Annotated in this window: 15 protein-coding genes and 1 pseudogene; 12 read left to right on the top strand and 4 right to left on the bottom strand. The window is 60.6% G+C overall.

Features of this window, described 5'->3' with window-relative positions; all coding sequences use genetic code 11:
- Positions 1-7 precede the first annotated feature (7 nt).
- A complete protein-coding gene (locus AC51GR_RS07980) occupies positions 8-859 on the top strand; it encodes a hypothetical protein (RefSeq protein WP_496324051.1) in 852 nt (283 codons plus the stop codon).
- Between the two features lie 313 nt (positions 860-1172).
- On the opposite strand, the gene AC51GR_RS07975 is transcribed toward AC51GR_RS07980, so the two are convergent.
- On the bottom strand, positions 1173-1829 hold the full coding sequence (locus AC51GR_RS07975; protein ID WP_496324050.1) for a hypothetical protein: 657 nt from the start codon (positions 1827-1829) through the stop codon (positions 1173-1175).
- Between the two features lie 402 nt (positions 1830-2231).
- Complete coding sequence (locus tag AC51GR_RS07970) at positions 2232-3650, bottom strand: DUF8370 family protein (protein WP_496324049.1); 1419 nt, start codon at positions 3648-3650, stop codon at positions 2232-2234.
- A 1672-nt stretch (positions 3651-5322) separates the two neighbouring features.
- Between AC51GR_RS07970 and AC51GR_RS07965 the strand changes: the two genes are divergently transcribed.
- From AC51GR_RS07965 to AC51GR_RS07945, 5 genes and pseudogenes are all read left to right on the top strand, one after another.
- A complete protein-coding gene (locus AC51GR_RS07965; protein ID WP_496324048.1) occupies positions 5323-5958 on the top strand; it encodes a hypothetical protein in 636 nt (211 codons plus the stop codon).
- Between the two features lie 319 nt (positions 5959-6277).
- Positions 6278-7261, top strand: coding sequence for a hypothetical protein (locus AC51GR_RS07960; protein WP_496324047.1), 984 nt, complete (start codon positions 6278-6280; stop codon positions 7259-7261).
- Positions 7262-8826: 1565 nt separating this feature from the next.
- Positions 8827-9273, top strand: coding sequence for a hypothetical protein (locus tag AC51GR_RS07955; protein WP_496324046.1), 447 nt, complete (start codon positions 8827-8829; stop codon positions 9271-9273).
- Between the two features lie 2 nt (positions 9274-9275).
- Positions 9276-9590, top strand: a complete 315-nt coding sequence (locus tag AC51GR_RS07950; RefSeq protein ID WP_496324045.1) for a hypothetical protein — start codon at positions 9276-9278, stop codon at positions 9588-9590.
- An 11-nt stretch (positions 9591-9601) separates the two neighbouring features.
- Positions 9602-9901, top strand: a pseudogene (locus AC51GR_RS07945) (rhodanese-like domain-containing protein); the annotation flags it as partial.
- A gap of 304 nt (positions 9902-10205) precedes the next feature.
- On the opposite strand, the gene AC51GR_RS07940 reads toward AC51GR_RS07945, so the two are convergent.
- Positions 10206-11147 carry a GlxA family transcriptional regulator gene (locus AC51GR_RS07940; RefSeq protein ID WP_496324044.1) on the bottom strand — a complete coding sequence of 314 codons (942 nt, stop codon included), beginning with the start codon at positions 11145-11147 and terminating at the stop codon, positions 10206-10208.
- 97 nt (positions 11148-11244) lie between these two features.
- Here AC51GR_RS07940 and AC51GR_RS07935 point away from each other — a divergent pair, with 97 nt between their 5' ends.
- A complete protein-coding gene (locus AC51GR_RS07935; protein WP_496324043.1) occupies positions 11245-12078 on the top strand; it encodes an SDR family oxidoreductase in 834 nt (277 codons plus the stop codon).
- Between the two features lie 89 nt (positions 12079-12167).
- Positions 12168-12788 carry an HD domain-containing protein gene (locus AC51GR_RS07930; RefSeq protein WP_496324042.1) on the top strand — a complete coding sequence of 207 codons (621 nt, stop codon included), beginning with the start codon at positions 12168-12170 and terminating at the stop codon, positions 12786-12788.
- 82 nt (positions 12789-12870) lie between these two features.
- Here AC51GR_RS07930 and AC51GR_RS07925 read toward each other — a convergent pair whose 3' ends face one another.
- Positions 12871-13803 carry an alpha/beta hydrolase gene (locus AC51GR_RS07925; RefSeq protein ID WP_496324041.1) on the bottom strand — a complete coding sequence of 311 codons (933 nt, stop codon included), beginning with the start codon at positions 13801-13803 and terminating at the stop codon, positions 12871-12873.
- Between the two features lie 77 nt (positions 13804-13880).
- On the opposite strand from AC51GR_RS07925, the gene AC51GR_RS07920 reads away from it, so the two are divergent.
- The 4 genes from AC51GR_RS07920 (at position 13881) to rutA (ending at position 17631) form a co-directional block, all read left to right on the top strand.
- On the top strand, positions 13881-14411 hold the full coding sequence (locus tag AC51GR_RS07920) for a TetR/AcrR family transcriptional regulator (protein WP_496324040.1): 531 nt from the start codon (positions 13881-13883) through the stop codon (positions 14409-14411).
- A gap of 205 nt (positions 14412-14616) precedes the next feature.
- Positions 14617-15078 (top strand): DinB family protein, encoded by a 462-nt coding sequence (locus tag AC51GR_RS07915; RefSeq protein ID WP_496324039.1) that lies wholly within the window; start codon positions 14617-14619, stop codon positions 15076-15078.
- Between the two features lie 308 nt (positions 15079-15386).
- A complete protein-coding gene (locus AC51GR_RS07910) occupies positions 15387-16415 on the top strand; it encodes a LacI family DNA-binding transcriptional regulator (protein WP_496324038.1) in 1029 nt (342 codons plus the stop codon).
- A gap of 130 nt (positions 16416-16545) precedes the next feature.
- Positions 16546-17631, top strand: a complete 1086-nt coding sequence (gene rutA, locus AC51GR_RS07905; protein WP_496324037.1) for a pyrimidine utilization protein A — start codon at positions 16546-16548, stop codon at positions 17629-17631.
- Positions 17632-17658: the final 27 nt, after the last annotated feature.

Below are 17658 nucleotides of genomic sequence, written 5' to 3'. Positions count from 1 at the left end.
GGTGTCCATGTCGAAGCCAGATGCTCGGTTTAACTACAACGCCGACTACGCCATGAAGTCATCCTTCAAGGTCGACATCCCCCGAACCGAGTTGCTGGCCGGCCAAGCCGTGGCGAACTTCGCCATGCAGACAACGCAGTTATCGAAGCTCACCGACGGCCTCATGGCGGGGTTCGCCACGAACTTCATTGATTCGTACTCCGGGGTCAAGATGGCACCGCAACTGGTGGACCAGAATCGGGGCGCGCTGGCGACTAACCTAATGCCCGCTGCAATGGGGATGCAGAAGCTCAGCGCTGACATGGACCGGATGCAAAAGCAGCTCCTTGGGGACGTGTTCAAGCCGATCGCCGCGTTCAACGCGATCCAGGCCGCGCAGATGGCACCAGTCGTCCAACAGCTGGTCGAAACTTCTCGCCTGGCAACTGCCGTAACCGACTCCTTCCGACTGCGCATGGAGGAACAGACGTCCGGCCTCGCCAAGACGTTCCTCGAAAGCACACGGGCTCTGCGCGCAGTCGACGCCGACACCCTGGCGTCGATCAAACTGGCACCTCAGTACGCCACGAAGGTCGACGCCGTACTCGAAGCCGACCCGAATTTGAGTGCGTTCGCGGACATCGCAACGAAGTCGTTCATGAGCCGGTTCAAGATGAGCCGCGAACGGGCGCACGAGTCCGTCCGCACGCTCATCTGGATTACCATGTTCACGGCCGTCATCTCCGGCATTGTGTTCGGCCCGACAGCCATAGCGGCTGTGATCGGTGCGGTCTACTCGGCCACCGGCCTACTGAACGCAGACAGTGTCTCGAAGTTCGCTGCGAACAAGATCGTCCCACTCGATACGAAGTCGGCGTAGACATGACGCTACCGCCCACCATCCGCACCAAGGACCGCCCCCGCACTGGCGAGTGAGTTCGTACCCCTCGAAGCGAAGCTCGATCGCAAGATCCTTGACCGCAACATCATTCGTCGTGGAAAAAGGTCGGACTATGCCGTGCAAGTACAGGCCACACTGATCAACAGGGCGCGAACGGCCTCGGGACATGTGAGGTCCCCCAGACGGCTATGACGGACGGATAAGACAGCGGTGACGGTTGCCACGGCGCAGAGGGAGACAAAGCGGCATCAACGAAATGTTCGGAATGGCGACGGCACCCATGCTGACGAACTCAACTTCGATCCGGAACTACCTGCATACAGTGTCGCGCCCATGAGTAGAACCCATTCAGGCCGGCATCGATGTCAATCATGCCTACGCCATCGACAACAAAACCTGACTTAAGAGGGAATCCCGGATTAACAGAAACGCTATGAACGGGATGTTCCCATTTCACAACTACGACTGTCCCGACACCCAGTTTAAGCGAAACTGGGTAGAACTGCCCGTCAATAGTGTTCCGAACGTCAGATACGAACCGAAATCCATTAAGACCAACAGCGTCAATAATCATATTGCTCACAACTCGATGCTTATTCGAATTATCGACTTTATTCAACAATGAGAGCCCATGCTTCTCTATTGGTTCGACACCATCGTGAGTGTAGGGTTGCACGGACCTCAGGGCGTTTATCGTCGCAGCGTCTAGATACTGTCCAGTTTTCGCCTTCCAGTCTCTGAAGCACTTTCCGTTTAGACAGACCGGAAAATAAACGTCCCGTTCGATTACAGGGACCGATGCTTGGTCACATGCAACGTTCCACATCCATACATCAAGGGCAGAGCGAAGGTTGTGAACCGCATCGCCGAATATGGTGCCCCAGTCAGCCAATGGAGCATCTGCCTTTATATGTAGATTGATCGTAAGAGTTCGCGAGTCCTCTGACATCGTCCCTTCGACCTCAGTATGCGCCTTTCGCCACTCCACAATGGCTGCCTGGAGCTGATGCGAATGATGCGCGGCCCGTATCAACTTGGCTCGAACATGAGGGTGAAGCCTATCCAATATCGGGTCAGTTGATGTCACAAGTCGACACAGTACTGACTATTTCCCGTTTAAGCACTCGATAACTTCACGTCCAAGACAGCATCGCCACCTCGTGGTGGGCCTCCAGCGCACCCCTTGCTGCCCGATGTCCAGGCTCCGACGTAGGGACCCCGCCGCGTCGGACCGAGGATTGTCATCGATCGACGCATCACCTCGCTAACGGTCCGGGCTATTGGGCTCTCGTCTTCGGGAGTCGTCGGATAACAGTTCTGACGCAGTGCATCTGGGCAAGCAACATAGCTCTCAGATCTTGGAGGCCGAGACTTGCGGGCGGGCATCGACTGTCGCATAGCGCAGCGCTTTTCCGCTGCGATCCGCTACCGCTTCAACCCTCTGCGGAAGTTCATTCATTCGTCTCGTTGAGCTGGCGTTGCTCCTGTACCGCAGTGCGACGTACCAGCCCTCGTTGCAGTCGTCAGAAACGAGGTAGCTCGGGAGTTGCCCTTCGATGCCGTTCCAAAACTTCCCATTGTGTGCCTTCTTCACTTCGATCAACAACTTGATTGAGGTACCGGACGATGCTTTGAAATCGACTGGCCCACGTCCGAGTTCGACCTCGCGATCGACTTCGACGTCGAAGAGCCGCAGATAGTGTTGACTCATGCCGAGAAAAACGAGCTGGGCGGCAAGTTCAGGCTTTTCGCTTCCGTCGTCGTTCCACAGTAAGGACCACCCTCGTTGCTCCTCGACAAAGTGGCGAAACTGGTCGATCATCTTGGCGACGAGCTCCGTCAGGTCGGCTTGCGTCGACACGCGATGCAAGGCCATGGGATGCTGCTGTGCAAACAATACTGGTTCGCCGTCCCACTGAACGACGCCAAGCGGATCGTCTGCATAGTTGTATCCCTGCAGATCAGGCCGCGTTGTCTGCTCTTCCGCCCAGCGTCGCACACGGTCGGGGTGCTTCCTCGCGGCAGCGACAATATCTTGCTTAGAAACGTGGGTGCCGACTTCAATATTCAATTCGCCACGGATGTCTGCGTTGAGGTGGGAGTCGAACCAATCATCGGCGTTCAGGATCGGGAGCTTGTTTAACAAACGCGCCGGCGCGAGGATGACCGGCTTCCGCGTCGCCGGGTTTGTCGGCAGGAGGACCTTCTCGTTAATCCACCGAGCGGCACCAAGGTTACAACGCGAATTTCGGACAAGATGCTCTTCGAGCGGTATGTCATGCCGGCTGGCTACTCGTTGCGTGTAGGCAATGAACCTACTCTTGAGAACATTGGCTACGGCATCAGATATTCGATCCGCGCCGATTCCCTCATTGAGAATCCCAATCTCTTCGATGTGCTCGGGTTCGGTCAGCCCACGGCTGATCGCCACGGCAATACCGTCAGCCATCCTTCTCGCAAACATGTCACCAGAGCCCGCCCCACTGGTTGTACTAGCGCTGTAACCAAGGCCAAGTTCAGCGGGCTCTGGAAACGTCAACAGCCGACGAGCGGCGACCGCAGACACAGACCGCGCACTCGTAGCCCGGGCCACCAAGTGGTAGCAGTGCGCGAAGTGACTAAGCAGTTCGCGGTGGGCCTGCCTCCAAGCACCGCCGTCCTCGAGCAGAAGTAGTGGATCGATAAACAACCTTGTGTCTACTGTGAGATGAGGATCGAACCAGTCATCTAATCCGGATCGTGTGATCGAAAATGCCTCAGAGAATCGCATCTGCAAATACTCCCTTACGTCGCGTCGCGACGAGCCATAAGCGAAGCATTTGCACGTCGAGTATCCGACCTGGCGAAATCCTTGATCGTCCGATGTGGCGCGGCATCCGACTAGGCAACGTACGATGTGCCCAAAGCTCGTAATGTCCGGGGCCCCAAGATTGCGCCAGCAGGCTGGCATTCGTGACGTTCCCGCTCGCGAAAGCTCAAAGAAACTCGGGCAGGAGTCGATCTGACTGTGCGGAATCGGCGCCCTGCTGCTCATGCCCCGAGCGCACCGACACACTCCGCGCTGTCGGCTTCCGTTCTTCTCGCGCGATACCTCCCCGGTACGCAGAGGGTACGCAGCAGCACCAGAACCCCCCACACTCACTCAACAGACCAAACGCGAATGCCGCTCCCCCACTACACAATCCAGCAAACGTCAACAACGCCAGCAATCTGCAAACATCCACGACCGCAGGTTCAAAACCCGTCCAGTGTCAGTTCGAGTCTGACCGGGGGCACAAAACCGCAGGTCACAAGCGGTGCATAGGGTTGCTAACAGACCCGGTATGCAGTGGGTATGCAGGAAATCTGACGAACGCCCGTTCTGAGTGAGTCTTAACCGAGGGCACAAAGCCGCAGGTCACAGCAGTGTTTAGGATGGCTAAAGTAAAGGCTGTGCAGCCGGTACGCAGTGGGTACGCAGGAGATTCAGCAGACGGGCCGTCCGCCGCGGCCAGATTTGCGATTCAGCGAGCGGCCATACCTCGGGGCGAATACACCTCCGGGACCGGATATGGCCGGAAATTACCTCCGCCGTAAGCGATCTCGTGAGCGACAAACCTTGAGCGCCGTGACCCGACTGCTGACGCCACTCAGCACGGATCGGGCCCCGCTCCGCGCCGTCACGCCACTGAACGGATTTTTCACGGGCAAAGTTGCCTGTGCGCCGAAAAGCCGAGGTCCGTCACATGACGAACACTGGTCACCCGACCCGCCTCCAAATCAGCCCTCGACAGGTCCGTGAGACGGAGAAAGCAACCACGCACAGCCGACACCAGCCGCCCGATCCCCTCGCGTAAGCGGAGCAACGATCACCATTCGGCGAACCGCCACAGAATGCGACTGAGGCAACAAGCACATCCGAAACTGGAGGCGAACGGATTCAAGGCAGCGCTGACGGGATGCGAGTTCTCTAATTCTGAGGCGAAGTAATATCTATTATCGGAGGAATAGGTTGGGGCGCAATGTAATTCGGCACCCGAGGCGAAACGTACCGGGCCTCAAGGGCATCGACCAGGTTGTTGCACCCAGGGACCTTACGTTAAGTCACGGAGTTGGTCGCCGAGTTACGACAAAGCCAGATTGACGACTGGGACAACACAGTTCGTCACCATTGACGAAGTGCAACCACGAGCCGGTGACACCCATATAGGTCGGAACCTCAGGCAGCATTCCCGATCATTATCTCGGATAAAGATGCCCCCGATATTGTTGGTGCTCGAAGTAGTGTCACCCATTTTTTTGTTTCGAAGATGCTATGCACTTGACAGTTAGTTTGTTACGATAAGCTTGCGGAACTGAGGACGATAGTTTCGGACTGAGAATGCCCGACTTCGAATGCCCGGCGCTGGGGAGCGAACCGTACCAGTTCAGCTTCTAGTCTGATCAACGAACACGGAGGCACCTTGACGTCTGCAGTGACGTTGCAACACACCTTGGATGCGATCAGCCTTCTATTCAACACCGATTCATGTTCACGTGTGTCTGGAACTGCGGTCTACCGCATGTGGGGAAAGCGTGAGCTCGATGAGCTGACAGGGCCGCCGAAAAATATCCAAACTGTGGAGTTCGTTGTCGACAACGAACGTGGCACGTGGTCTGAGACCATTGCCAGCCGCAGAGAGGGCAGGCGCTATTCCCAGGACACTAGGCAAGAGTATCTCGACAGTGACGGCAACGTGATCAACGATCATCCAGAGATATCTAACTGGCCGTTACTCATCAAGATGTTGAATCCCACCAAGTTCGAAATTTGGGGACGGCCCGGAGACTCGTGGCGGATGACAGGAGCCGAGCCCGCCGAACACGGCTACCTTCTGCATTTCGACCGCAATACATCGCCGGCGACGGCCGAGTTGCTCATCAATTCCGTTCACTTCGCGATGCCCATCCGCTGGACCGAGATCCACCCACTTGGGCCTACCAGCGCAGGAAAGAGGGAAGTAGAGATTCTCGGCCTACACGTCCCAGACACATGGAAGCAAAAAATGGGCATAGACATGTCCGAGCAGGGCGAAGTCGGGGCCTTCGCCGGTCAGTAAGCGCGAACGAAGATAGACCCGCGATCGGCTGCTTGCAGCTTCACCGCCCCTCGCATACAGCCGCAGCGTCGTTGCGCCGGGACGACCGCTTGAGTTCTCCTCGACTACCACTGTCGGGATGTCCCGAGACTGAGGCGGTCGAGCACCGTTTTGCCGGTTCGTGCCCATTTGCGCGAGAATCGATGGGCCGGTTCCCGGCGATCTTGGACCTCGCTGGTAAGCAGCTCAAGCTGGTCTTCTATGCCAACAACGGGGTCATACGGTTGTTCGTCGGTGCTTGCCCGCGCTCATCTGACAAGATGCCCTCATGGGGGAACAAATGGTCGACGCTGCCGGCTTTCCTCCGGAGCGTGCTCCGGGGCTATGGGGTGATCTCAGGGAAAAGTACGCCAGTGTCAGCTTCGAGTCGGCGGTTGGCACTTTGCGGACCCGGCAAACGCTCAAGGGAAGAACAACCGAGGCGACCTCGCGGTTCGCGGTCGCACCGGGGGATTGTTGGTACGTGGCCGACGAGGCCGGCGCAATACATATCCAACAGAACACACGGTGTTGGATTCGTGGGGTGCAGGGTCACCTTGAGGCAAAGCCTGAGGCGACGGTCTATTCCGCGGCCTCCAGGTGGCGCGACAAGCATCCCCATCCACTGTTGGGCAGCCCTGGCGACCTGCTCTTTGACGACCCTCACGATTTCCACCACCCAGCTGGACCACCGACCGCCACTACAATTGCCGGTCGTTCGGCCTGGGAGTTTGTTCTCGAACCGCCCCCACACAAGCCCAGCCCCCTGCACGTCACCCTGGACGCCAAAACCGGCACGTGCTTGCGCACCTTTGCCCACGTCAACGGCGATGAGCGACTCAGCGAAATTACCTACATCGAGTTCGACACTGCACTCGATCCGAAGACGTTCGAGCCCTCAGACCCGGTAGCCAACCCCGACTCCACCGATCAAGACAAAACCGGGCCACACCGCGAACAGCTAGCGCCCGTCGACCCCGACTCCATCGACGCTGCACGGGTACCCGCGGAAGATCGAACGAAGATCAGACAGCTCCACATGATCCAGCAGCGCGCAGAAGAACATCTTCAGCAGCTGATGAACGACCCCACCACTCCCCCCGACCGACTCTCCACCTCCAGGGAGTACCACCGCCAGTTCTCCGAGGAAAAAGCACAGCTGCTCCAGCAGATTGCCGACACCCTCAACGTCAACGCCGCAGACCTCGTCATCGGCAACAAGACCGTTAGCTACGAACCGGGCCTACAGCCCGACGTCAGCCGACTCTTGTGGAAACTGCCATAGCCACTGCGCCGAGCGCCCGGCAATCGTCAGTACCGTTCGATCTGAACCAATCGCTGGAGCGATACGCGTTCTAGTGCAAATATTTTCGGTCGTTTCGTCCACACAAGGACTTTGACGCAATCTCTCTCGCGCGCCGGAACTGCCCGGATGGGGCCGACCCACTTTAGTTCTCAGGGTGGTATTCGGGGTGCTGACTGGCGGTCTCATCGGGTTGGAGATCGCGACTGCCTTCGCTGTCCTGGGCGGTGCAACGCGAGAAGGCCATCGCGCGGGTTGCGGTACCGACGGTCACCGTCGTTGTCGCTGGGATCGTCTACCCACCGAGACCGCACCGCGTTCCCCTGCAAGAAATGCGTCCACAACCGACGTAGCATCTACTAACGGTGTGGAAATAGGACGAGCTCAAGGAGACGAATGGTCCCGGCTCTTGATGCCGCTGCCCCGAGCTGGCTACTGGCAAGTCCCATTGGATCAGGGGAACGAGCGCCCACTGGCCGCAATGAAGGTTCAAATGCCGAAGAAAATCCGGCAAACGGGATGGACGGCGGTCTAGCTACCCATGGACGCCAGCATGACGACGGACGGTCCACTCGTCTCACATCGATGCGTCTCGTTACCAGTTGCTCCAATCGAGCATGACTGCTCCCCGGTACGCAGAGGGTACGCAGCAGCACCGAAACCTCCCACACTGGCTCAACATCGCAAACACGAATACCGCTCCCCCACTGCATCATTCGCAAACAGTCAACACCGCCAGCGATCTGCAAACATCCACGACCGCAGGTTCAAAACCCGTCCCGTGTCAGTTCGAGTCCGACCGGGGGCACAAACCGTAGGTCACACCGGTGATTAGACCTACTAAATGTGACGATATGGTGCGGGTACGCAGGAGTCTCAGCAAGCAACGCTTCCGAGGCGGCCGGGATTTGCGATTCAGCGAGCGGCCATACCTCGGGGCGACCACACATCGTGGGACGGATACGCCAGGAATCGCCTCCGCTGCAACCGATCTGGTGGGCGTCAAACCTTGACCGCCCTAACCCAACTGCTGACGCCACTCAGCACGGATCGACCCCCTCCGCGCCCATGACGCCACTGAGCGGATTTCCCACGGGCAAAGTTGCCCATGCGCCGAAAACCAAGGTTCGCCCACACGGCGGACACTGGTCACCAGACCCGCCTCCGAATCAGCCGGCGACAGGTCCGCCACACCGAGACGCCAGCCAAGTACACCAACACCAGCCGACTAATCCCCTGGCGCATGTCGAGCAACGATCACCATTCGGCGAACCACGACAGGATGCGACTCAACCAACGAGCACGTCGAACGCATTCAAGGCAGTCCGACGGGACGGGAACTCCAGCTTCCGGTCGACGCAACGTAAACGACGAACAGATCACCGACCGGGGAACCACGCTGCTCGCTACAACAGTGGACGTCGTCGCAGCGGTGGACGCCGATTTCACGTCACAGCACCCAGAACTCACCGACGCACTGCGCGTGCACATGATCCGGGCTTTGGACGCCCTTCGCTGACCTGGCACCTTCAGGTAGGCTGAAGGTTATGGAAGACATTCTGCTGTCCGTTCACATCGTGGCGGGCATTCTGTTCGTCGGACCGGTTGCGGTGGTAACCAGCATGTTCCCGCGCTATGCCCCGGTCACTGCGCCCTTCGGCACGTCATCGGATGACGGCAACGCTGACATCGCGCGGGTGCTGTACCGGATCACCCGCGTCTACGGCACCCTCGCCCTGATCGTGCCGGCCATCGGACTGATACTCGCCGCCGTTCAGGGGCGCACTACCGACACCTGGGTGATTGCGGCCATGATCCTCACCGCGGTCGCGGGCGGGTTGCTGGCGCTACAGATCGCCCCGCTACAACGCGAGGCCCTCAGCACCCCCGACGCCGGACAGCGCCTGCGCCGAATCGGGATGTTCACAGGCGTGTTCAATCTGCTGTGGGTGGCGGTCGTCCTGCTGATGATCATCCGACCGGGCGCGAGCTGACCGTGAACGGCCTCCTACGCACCCTCGCCGTTCTCTCACTCATCGAAACCCTCACCGTGGCGGCGCTACTCGGTAATCTTGCGACCGTCCACAATAGTGAGCTGGCAACAGCGCTGGGACCGGTCCACGGGGCGTTCTATCTCGCCGTCGCCGCGGTCGCGTTCCTGGGGCGTGGAGTGAGCACCCGTACACGCATTCACGCGCTCATACCCGTCGCCAGCGGACCCCTGACAATGCGCAATGTCGCACAAGAACACCGCCACACCACCGTGCCGACTAAACACGCCGATGCGCCCCAAGACGTAAAGGACTCCTAGCGACGGGATTTCGTCACTACCTTCGTCACCGCCGGCAGTGTCGGCAGCCGATGCGATCGACGTCCCTGCGAAGGGCGCGCTCATCATCGATGTGCGACGCCCGTTCGAATGGAACCGCACCCGCATTACCCGGGGCCCGGCATCTGCCCCTCGAGGATTCACAACTGCGATCGGCCGGTGCAGCCAACTCACTCATGGAGCGGGGCTTCGACGCCAAGAACATCAGCAGAGGACTCATCGACTGGAGAGCCGCAGGAGGCCCCTGGTCAGCACATCGCAACCCCACCACTAACACCGTCGCCGAGGAGTGAGAAGATCGCCGGTGCTCTCGCTGCGGCGCGGCAGTCCGCCGTGCGATGAGCACCGTTTCACGCACAACAGATCTGCAAACACCCACTTCCGCAGGTTCAAACCCGTCGAGTGTCAGTTCGAGTCTGACCGGGGGCACCAGTCGGCAAGTGCCGCGGCCGTCTCGCCGGCATCACCCGAAGTAGTGCTGGTCGACTAGCACGTCCGGCGGTCCTGGCCACCGGATCTGGTTGTAGTACGGGATCCTGACACTCACAACGGCCTCGACGAGGCGCCGCAACAAACCGCTCGTGGGTTCGGCCGGCATCAGGACTGGCTGAATGCCCTTCGGTACGCAGTGGGCGTGGTACCCACCGCATCTCGGAAGCGCGCGCGTAGGTTGGTGGCGCTGCCAAGGCCACAACGGCTGGCGACCTGCTCAACGGTGTGATCGGTCTTCTCGAGAAGTTCCCTGGCAAGGTTGACACGCGCAGCCAACAGCCACCGGTGTGGACTGACTCCGGTCTCCGCGCGCCACAGGCGGGTCAGGGTCCGACTTGAGACCCCGGCATGCTGAGCCAGACTGTCGAGAGTCAGCGGTTCGCGGAGACGACTCGCCGCCCATTCCCTGGTTGCGGCCAGAGTTGTCGCACTGGGGTCAGGAAGCGGTCTGGTGATGTATTGAGACTGGCCTCCGTCGCGATGCGGCGCTGCGACGAGTTCGCGGGCGATGTTGTTGGCGACATGCGCACCAAGATCGTTGCGCACCATATGCATACATAAATCAATCCCCGCGGTGACACCCGCCGAGGTGAGTATCGGAGTGTCATCGATGTAGAGCACCTCGCGCTCGACAATAATCCCGGGAAACAGCTCCTCCAACTCATCAGCGCTGGCCCAGTGTGTGGTGACCGTGCGACCGTCCAGTAGACCAGCAGCAGCCAGTGCGAACGCTCCGGTACAGATGGACGCAATCCTGGCCCCTCGCCGTGCCGCTTTGTTCAATGCCTCCGACACCGCCGCAGGCGGTGGCCGCCGATAATCGGCGTAACCCGGAATCATGATTGTCGCAGCGTGATCGAGCTCCTCCAGACCCGCCGTCACACCGAGCGTGAAACCTGCGCTCGTCCGGACGGACCCTGGTGCAATGCCGCAAATACTCAAGGCGTAGGGCGTATCTGGGCGTGGGTTGAAGATCTGCGTCGGAATTCCGAGATCGATGGGCAGCACCGACTCAAGTGCCAACACGGTCACCTGATGAACATTCATGGCCCTAATGTTACGACCACTGTCTTTCCGGCCACTGGCGAACGGTGCGCACTCGGCGCACAGTCAAACGGTCATACACCAGAATGGAAGGACGTCAGTGACCTCAAAAAGTTGGTTCATCACCGGAACCTCGTCTGGGTTCGGCCGGGCGTTGACTGAGCTTCTTTTGGATCGCGGTGATCGGGTTACGGCCACGGTGCGTCGCCCGGAAGCATTGCAGGAGTTATGCTCTCAATATCCCGATCGACTCCGGGTCAGCGTTCTCGACGTCATCGACACCCCCGCGTTGCGGACCGCCGTCGAGGTTGCGTTTGCAGCAATGGGCCGCATCGACGTCGTGGTCTCCAACGCCGGTTACGGCCTGTTCGGCGCCGCGGAGGAGCTCGACGACGCCGAGATCGATCGACAGTTGGCCACCAACTTGGTGGCACCGATCCAGCTGGCACGGGCGGTGACTCCACATCTACGTGCCCAGGGCGGCGGAACATTCGTGCAATTGTCGAGCCTGGGTGGCCAGACCGCCTACCCCGGAATGTCGCTCTATCACGCGTCCAAGTGGGGGGTGGAAGGGTTTTTCGAGTCTTTCGGGGCCGAGGTGGCCGGGTTTGGGATTCGAACCATCCTGGTCGAGCCCGGAATGTCGAAGACGTCGTTCTCGGGCACCTCAGCTGCGGTGGCGGACGCTGACCCGTCCTACAACGACACGGTGCTTCGGGCCGGCTCCGTACCGGTATCAGCGCAGCGCGGCGATCCACGCAAGGTGGCGTCGGCCATCATTGCTGCCACCGATCAAAAGTCCCCACCGTCCCGACTGGCACTGGGATCAGACGCGTACGCGATGATTGGCGACGCGCTGCGCGGCCGGCTAGAGGCCCTGGACGCCCAAAAAGACATCGCCTTCTCCACTGACAGCGAAGGACCCCACTCATGACCGATTCATCCACCCCTCTCACCGATGCTCTTGAACCAACCGAATGGAACCTTCCGGATTCCGAAATCTGTTCATCAGCACTCAATTTGGTGAATACCACCTCTCCTGCTCCCCTCTCCAACCACTGCGTCCGGAGCTATATATTCGGACGCGAGATCGCCGCAGCGTGGGGTTTGCGGAGCGGCGTCGATTACGACGATGAAACGCTCTACCTTGCATGTCTCCTGCACGATCTCGGTCTCACCGACTACGGAAGCGGTGATCAAAGATTCGAGATCGAAGGCGCCGACGCCGCGGCACGGTTCTTACGCGAACACGGTGTCGTTGACGATCAGGTCATCACCACGATCTGGCAATCCATCGCACTCCACAGCAGCCTTGGCCTGGGACACCGCTTCGGCACCGTGCAGGCGATCTCGGGCGCGGGGATCTCCTTCGACGTCGACGGCATGGGTATGGAAAACCACTCACCGGTCTTCATCGAACGCGTCAATACCGCCTGGCCCCGTCACGGTCTGGGCCACGCACTCGGGGACGCAATAGCCCGCGATATCCAGGCCCACCCGCACAACCCGATGAAAGCGCCACCGTTCAGCTTGCCCGGCCACCTCAACGAGGCGCTCAACGGAGCACCCGCCACCGTGTTCGCCGACGTCATCGCCAACGCAGCCTGGGGTGATCACCGCGAGGCCAATCGACTCCCGAGTTGATACGCAGATCGGTGGCGGTAAGGAGACGGTCCGCCGATGGCGATGCAGGCCCAAGTCGGCAGGTCGGCAACACCTATCGCCCTCACGCCTGCCGAGACCTGACGGGCACGGTCTCAACCAGAAACTCGAGTTGGTCGGTGACCACGCCGGGAAAGGTGGGATCGACGTAGGGATCGAAGTGGCCGCATTCATAGCGCAACAGCGTCGACTCGGGGATGGCCCGGGCAACTTTCACCGCAGCCGCAGCCGGCGCGATGTTGTCCAAGGTCGCTACCTGGATCAGCACCGGGCAGCTGATCTTTCGGGCAGTTCGCGCCGGCGAGTAAAGCCCGATCTTCACCAGGATCCGCGCGGCCACGGTCTCCGGGTAATCCCCACGCCGAATGCTCGATTCTGCAATCAGCCGCTCAAACGCGGCCATCGCGCCCGGGGCAGCGAGGGCTGCCACCGCGTTTTCGGGCCCGACCGCCGCGACGTATCGAGGCGGTCGCCGGAGGAAGGATCCGACGAGGTCGGCCAGACCTACCGGCGCCAGTCGCAGCACTTGCCGCAGACCCGTGGCGCGCACCGCCGCCGGCCCACTGACGTGGGGAACCTGAGCGATGACCGCCGCCAATCGCTCACCATGGCCGGCCAACGTCAACACATGACCTCCGGCAAACGATGTGCCCCAGGCAACGACACGTTCGGCATCGACGAACTGCAGAGAACGGGCAAATCTGATGGCGGCTCGCCAGTCGTCGAGTTGCGATCGGACATCAAGCAATTGGCGTGGCTCACCCTCGCTGTCGCCGAAATAGCGATAGTCGAACAAGACCACGGCGTATCCAGCGGTCGCAAAATGTTCCGCGTAGGCCGGTAACCGAATCCCCCGCGTCGCAGCGAAGCCATGAGCCATGACGACCACCGGCACCGGGCCCAGCGGTGCGCTCGGTCGATACACCGTCGCGGCGCACCTGACCCCGTCGCTCGAGAAGAACTCTTCAGCCTGGGTGTACTGGTTGCCGCTCGACACGGTCGCCCCCTGTTTTCTTGATTGGTAGTCAAGGAAGATAGCGTCTTCTTGAACGTCGATCAAGTAAAGTTGGTGTCATGCCCGCCAATCGTCGTCCACGAGCACGGGCAGAAAAGCGGGACGAGATCGTCACCTCCGCTTGCCGACTCTTTGTCGACAACGGCTACGACGACACGGCACTGAGCAAGATCGCCGCCGATGCCGGAGTCACCGCGAACACCGTCTACTGGTACTTCCACGACAAGGACCACCTACTGGTGGCCGTCCTGGAAGAACTGCTCATCGAGGCATTGGCGCGCTACCAACCGATGGCGCAGCGTCCACTGGCGGACAAGATCATGTTCGTGGTCGACGAGTTGTCCGCAATGCGCAACCTTGTCGACACCGTCCATTCGCGGCGCGCCGCTTCGCCCGTAATAGATCGATGGCACAGCAACTTCCACGCGATGGCCGACGCACTCACCCGCACCGATCTCCCGCCCGATGATGCGCAACCGGCTAGCCACATCATCGCATTCGTGGTCGAAGGTCTACTCACACATCCCGGCGACAAAGCCGAGCAACGGGCAATCATCGATCTACTCGTCGACCGCATCACCCAGCGCTGATCGGCCGGTCTGGTCGACCTTCCCCACGCGAAGCAGCCGCTCCCTTCGGCCAGCCGACGCAATATCTATCATTGTGGTGACGCAACGCATTTCATCACCAGCGACGGAACGCACCTCGAATATCGGTGTCGCACTTCCATGGAGATCATCCCAGGCAATGTTCCAGCGTCCCCTTGCTGCCGACTCAAGGTCGTAGCATTTGACGATGATCGACGAAGAGCTTGCCGCGGTCCTTGACGCGAACCGTACGGCCCTGATTTGCTCTGTGGCCCGCTTGACGGATGCTCAGAGTCGGTCTCGCTTGGTGCCTTCTCTGACCACCCCGATTGCACTTGTCAAGCATTGTGCCGCTGCGGAAAGGGTCTGGTTTCAACGCACCGTCGCCGGCCTTGCCGAGGCCGAGTGCGACGGGTATGCAGCGGGCGACGACCGCGGCTGGATAGTGGATCCCGACCAGACGCTCGCAGACGTGATCGCCGAATTCGAAGCTGTTGCTGAACGATCCCGACACATCGCGCAAGGACGTAATCCGGCCGACCGATTCGTTCACTACCGACGCGGCGAGGTGACATTCCATTGGATAGGACTTCACATGATCGAAGAGCTGGCACGGCACGCGGGCCACGCCGACATCCTGGTCGAACAGATACTCGCCGACCCGCAGTAACTTGCGCGCTCGGCCTTCCTCATGGCCCGGATTCAACCTGCCGTAATCTGCACCATCGGCTGCCGGTCGAGTCGAGCGATACTGACCCCGGTACGCAGAGGGTACGCGGCAGCACCGAAACCGCCCGTGCTGGTTCAACGCCACAAACGCGAGTACCGCTCCCCCCTTCCGCGCCCATCACGCCACTGAACTGATTTCTCACAGGCAAAGTTGCCCGTGTGCCGAAAACCGAGGTTCGCCGCAACCACTCCACCGGGTGATGGGTGTGGGTGCATTGGGCAGCGCGGCCTTATCCCTACAATCGGACCGTGCGGAACAAGCCGGTCACCAGCTACGACGTCGCCCGTCGTGCCGGAGTGTCCCAGTCGACGGTCTCGCGGGCCTTACGTGACGACCCGCGCGTGATCAAAGAGACGCGCTACGCGATCCAGGCGCTGGCGAAGGAGATGGGTTACGTTCCGCACGTCACAGCACGCAGTCTCATCACACGGCGTTCGATGTCCATTGCCGTCGTCAGCGGCGACCTGCGCAATCCCTCGCACCCCACACTGGTGAACACGCTGCAGGACCGATTCGCGCTGGATGACTACCGCGTACTGCTCATGAGCGACCGCACCGAGGGAACGCTGGAGAAGGACATCCTCGCGCTGCGAGGCGGACTCGTGGACGGCGTCGTGTTCATCTCCGCGCGTCTCGATTCACCCATTGTGCCGGAGCTGATCGACTCGAAGATCCCGCTGGTGATCCTCAGCCGCGACGTCGACGGCGGTGAGGCGGGGCGCGTGGACCGGGTGACCTCGGACAACGTCGGCGGTGGACGACTCGTCGCCGACCATCTCATCGAGATGGGTCATCGCCGGATCGGCCTGATCTCGGGACCGGTGAAGAACGCGAGCGTCAAGCTCCGCGAAGGTGGGTTCCGAGAAGCCCTGGCGCAGCACGGATTTCCACTGGACGAGGGACTGGTCCATCGCGGCGCCGTCGATGCAACCACCGGCCTCGCCGGCGGACTGGAACTGTTCGGCAGTGAGGACCGCCCGACCGCGATCTTCTGCGTCACCGACTTCGTCGCCTTCGGCACCCTCGACGCCACCAAACGCCTCGGACTCCGTGTCCCCGAGGACGTCTCGATCGTCGGCTACAACGACCTCGACATCGCGGGATGGTCGATCCTCGATCTGACCACCGTCCGCCAGCCCCTCGAGGACATGGCGCTCGCCGCCGCCGAACTGTTGCTCGCGCGTATCGACGGAGCCGCCGGCACCCCGGTCCACCGCGAATTCGGGGTCGAGTGGGTTCAGCGCGGCAGCGCCGGACCTTGTCCCCGGATTCACTGAGCCGAGCAACACATCCGTTACCAAGGCGCCACAGGACCGAAAGAACCCCTGCATACATTCGAAGTCACGGCTGACCCGACGATGCGTTGACCAGATTCCTCCCGACCAATCCCGCAGCATCAGGAGTGACATGGATATCGGTGTCTTCATTCCCATCGGCAACAACGGGTGGCTCATCTCCAAGAGCGCACCGCAGTACATGCCGTCCTTCGAACTCAACAAGACGATCGTGCAGAATGCCGAACATCACGGACTCGATTTCGTCCTGTCGATGATCAAGTTGAAGGGTTTCGGCGGCGAGACAGAGTTCTGGGATCACAACCTCGAGTCCTTCACCCTCATGGCCGGACTCGCCGCGGTCACCGAGAAAATCAAGCTGTTCGCCTCCACCCCGATCCTCACCCTCCCACCGGCCATGGTCGCCCGCATGGCCTCGACGATCGACTCGATCGCACCGGGCCGCTTCGGCGTCAACATCGTCACCGGGTGGGCACCTAACGAGTACACCCAGATGGGGATGTGGCCGGGCCAAGAATATTTCGGATATCGCTACGAACAGGCGGCTGAGTACGTGCAAATCATGCGCGAGCTGTGGGCCGACGGCGTATCCAGCTTCACCGGCAAGCACTACACCATGGACAATTGTGTGCTGTCTCCACGCCCGACCGGCGGCGCGGTTCCCATCGTGGCCGCCGGGCAGTCGAAGACCGGGATGGCGTTCGCCGCCGAGATGGCCGATTTCAACTTCATCATGGGCTCCGGGATCAACACCCCGACCGCCCTGTCCGAGGCCACCTCCACCCTCGTCGCCGCTGCCGCCGCCACCGGCCGCGACGTGGGCGCGATGGCCCTGTTCATGATCATCGCCGACGAAACCGATGAAGCGGCACAGGCGAAATGGCAGGACTACCACGACAACGCCGACCTCGCCGCGCTCGGTTACATGGCCGATCAATCGGCCACCGACGCGGACGCCGACGACTCCTCGACCGCCAAGACCATCTCCCTTCCCGAAGGTGCGGTGAACTTCAACATGGGTACGCTCGTCGGCTCCTACGAGACCGTGGCGAAGATGCTCGACGAGGTCGCCGAAGTCGAGGGGATAAAGGGCATCATGCTCACCTTCGACGATTTCGTCGCGGGCGTCGAGAACTTCGGAACCCGGATTCAGCCGCTCATGAAGTGCCGCGAATCATTCCGGTCCGCAGCTGCCTGATCCCCCCGATGGTGGGTGGGCGGCCCC

This window comes from Williamsia sp. z71 (assembly GCF_059553375.1).
Note: the sequence above shows the minus strand (reverse complement) of the source record. Positions and strands in the feature narration are given on the sequence as shown.

Excerpts from the sequence above, each read along its gene's own strand:
- AC51GR_RS07955 (WP_496324046.1), top strand. The coding sequence starts at position 8,827 with ATGGAAGACATTCTGCTGTCCGTTCACATCGTGGCGGGCATTCTGTTC.
- AC51GR_RS07970 (WP_496324049.1), bottom strand. The coding sequence starts at position 3,650 with ATGCGATTCTCTGAGGCATTTTCGATCACACGATCCGGATTAGATGAC.
- AC51GR_RS07975 (WP_496324050.1), bottom strand. The coding sequence starts at position 1,829 with ATGTCAGAGGACTCGCGAACTCTTACGATCAATCTACATATAAAGGCA.
- AC51GR_RS07915 (WP_496324039.1), top strand. The coding sequence starts at position 14,617 with ATGATCGACGAAGAGCTTGCCGCGGTCCTTGACGCGAACCGTACGGCC.
- AC51GR_RS07960 (WP_496324047.1), top strand. The coding sequence starts at position 6,278 with ATGGTCGACGCTGCCGGCTTTCCTCCGGAGCGTGCTCCGGGGCTATGG.
- AC51GR_RS07920 (WP_496324040.1), top strand. The coding sequence starts at position 13,881 with ATGCCCGCCAATCGTCGTCCACGAGCACGGGCAGAAAAGCGGGACGAG.
- rutA (WP_496324037.1), top strand. The coding sequence starts at position 16,546 with ATGGATATCGGTGTCTTCATTCCCATCGGCAACAACGGGTGGCTCATC.
- AC51GR_RS07980 (WP_496324051.1), top strand. The coding sequence starts at position 8 with ATGTCGAAGCCAGATGCTCGGTTTAACTACAACGCCGACTACGCCATG.
- AC51GR_RS07940 (WP_496324044.1), bottom strand. The coding sequence starts at position 11,147 with ATGAATGTTCATCAGGTGACCGTGTTGGCACTTGAGTCGGTGCTGCCC.